General features: G+C 41.4%; 2 protein-coding genes. Both read left to right on the top strand.

Features of this window, described 5'->3' with window-relative positions:
• The first annotated feature begins 476 nt into the window (after positions 1-476).
• Positions 477-1,271 (top strand): hypothetical protein, encoded by a 795-nt coding sequence (locus DD606_RS24740; protein ID WP_129259409.1) that lies wholly within the window; start codon positions 477-479, stop codon positions 1,269-1,271.
• Positions 1,268-2,020, top strand: coding sequence for a hypothetical protein (locus tag DD606_RS24735; RefSeq protein WP_129259407.1), 753 nt, complete (start codon positions 1,268-1,270; stop codon positions 2,018-2,020). Before DD606_RS24740 ends, DD606_RS24735 begins: the two co-directional genes overlap by 4 nt.
• Positions 2,021-2,045: the final 25 nt, after the last annotated feature.

Below are 2,045 nucleotides of genomic sequence, written 5' to 3'. Positions count from 1 at the left end.
AATTTCAACGTGTAATTCGTAGAATTTTAGGTCCTCTTAGGTTGGCAGAGATAAATGCATCAGTAAATCCTTTTATTTTGCCTCTCATTAGGTACGACCTTAGTTTGGACGTCTATATTTTTGTTTTGTTTTAAGCATTAGGTCATGCATAGACCATGGATAATGGCCCAAGAATAGAGGTTTTCCCCTTTCATTTCACTCCACACATTAGAATAAACATTGCAATTAGTAGAAAAATCCATTTTCAACAACGTATGGTGTTCATGTTTGGTGCCCAAAGAGTAGGAGAAATTCTCGCGTCACCAAACCCTGTCATCCTACCTCTTATTGATTATCATAGGTCATTTGATGTGAATATTTTTATTTTGTTGTAGAATAGATTGCAATTTAGAAAATATTATTGTGTAAATCTTTTAAAGAAAGAAAAAACAAAAACGCGTCACTTTGAAATCAATTCAATGGAGAGCCAACGCCAAATGTCTGGATATCCTCTTTTCTTTGGAGAGCCTGGAGAGGATGCAGAATTATTTTTAGCAAATTTCAAGATGTCTTGCCGTATCAAGAGGATAGTAACCGATCAAGAACGTGTAGAAATGTTTGAGGTGGTCCTTAGGAAAGATGCTAGTACTTGGTTTGACTCTTTGCCTGAGGAAGTTAAGGGGAATTACACAGAAGTTTTGAATCGTTTTAAGAGATACTTCTTTGATCCCCAAAACACTCAAAAACTATGGCAAGACATTGTTTCTCATAAGCAAAAAGACTTAGATGACTACTACTTGTACAAGCAAGAGTTTCTACGTCTTTGGGCTCTATGGATACGAAATGTTGCTAACCCTGGTGATGGTGCAGAATTTCTAAAGAAGGAGAGGTTCATAGCCGGACTCTTTCCTGACCTTAAGGTAAAAGTTGAGGTGGGTGCACCTGCCACCTTTGATGCAGCTCAAACTAGGGCTGCTGAGAAATATAGGAAACTCAAGTGCTTAAGGGGAGAGGTTCCAATAGAAGATCTTAGACCCAAAGGTAAGTCACAAGCATCAACATCTAGGGAGCTTCCTGAGGTAACGGCGGAAGTGATTGAGAAGTTAAATGAATCTTTAAGCAGCCTGTCAATTCACCTTGCACAAGCTGTAGATCCAAAGGGACAAGCAAAGAAGTCTGAAGAGCGAGATTCACAACTTAGGAGAGTCTTGCAATGTTGGAATTGGGTGAGTCTGGACATGGGATGTATAATTGTCCTTGGCGTCGTGGGGAGCCAGGGAGACCTAACTTGAATTACCCAGTGATGAATGCAGGTGAAGGAACTAGTCAGCAACCACGGCTTCTACAAAGGCCAAATGGAGCAAGACCACCTCCACAAGGAGTGGAAGGAGTTCCACCTTTGCCAGACCCAAATGTGCATGTGGTAGAGGTGACAAATTCAAATGAGGTTGACATGGAAGCAAATGGCATTAAGCGTGGCCGAGGGAAAGGTAAAGAGAAAGAAGGAGTTACATCACAAAGTGACCATGGACAAGAAAAGAAGGCAAAGGAGACCAAGGAAGCTAAGAGGACTCGACGTCGTATCAATCTCCAAGACTTCCCTCTTGGACATGGTATGGCTCCATACAACCTGTTGGAAGACATGAGAGGTAAGGGTCCTGATATCTCATGGCCTCAATTTCTTGCATTATGTCCACAAGTTAGGAGGGATTTAACAAGGGCAGTTAGCACTAGGAGAAAGGTAAAAGAGAGTGTTCCTGTTGTAAAAATTGCACATGCTGAAATGAATGAGGATATTACACCTGTGCTAGATTGTTACATCAAAGGAAGATTGGTTAGGAAAGGTCTAGTGGATGGGGGTGCACAAATTTGCATCATGACAGAGGGACTCATGCAAAAACTAGGCATGCACATCCATGAGACACCTGAAATCAAAGTCAAGATAGCCGTTTTTCAGCTCTCCATAATTGCCATAGTAAGTTACTCCACCCTACCAAATTCACCCAAACACTGTGGTTACCCTCACCCTTTCACTGTATAAAGGTGAGTGTGAGTTAGGGGACTTT

It is taken from the genome of Enterobacter cloacae complex sp. GF14B (genome assembly GCF_004136805.1).
GTDB lineage: Bacteria > Pseudomonadota > Gammaproteobacteria > Enterobacterales > Enterobacteriaceae > Enterobacter > Enterobacter hormaechei_C.
Note: the sequence above shows the minus strand (reverse complement) of the source record. Positions and strands in the feature narration are given on the sequence as shown.

Coding starts and splice junctions, on each gene's coding strand:
- DD606_RS24740 (WP_129259409.1), top strand. CDS start 477: ATGTCTGGATATCCTCTTTTCTTTGGAGAGCCTGGAGAGGATGCAGAA.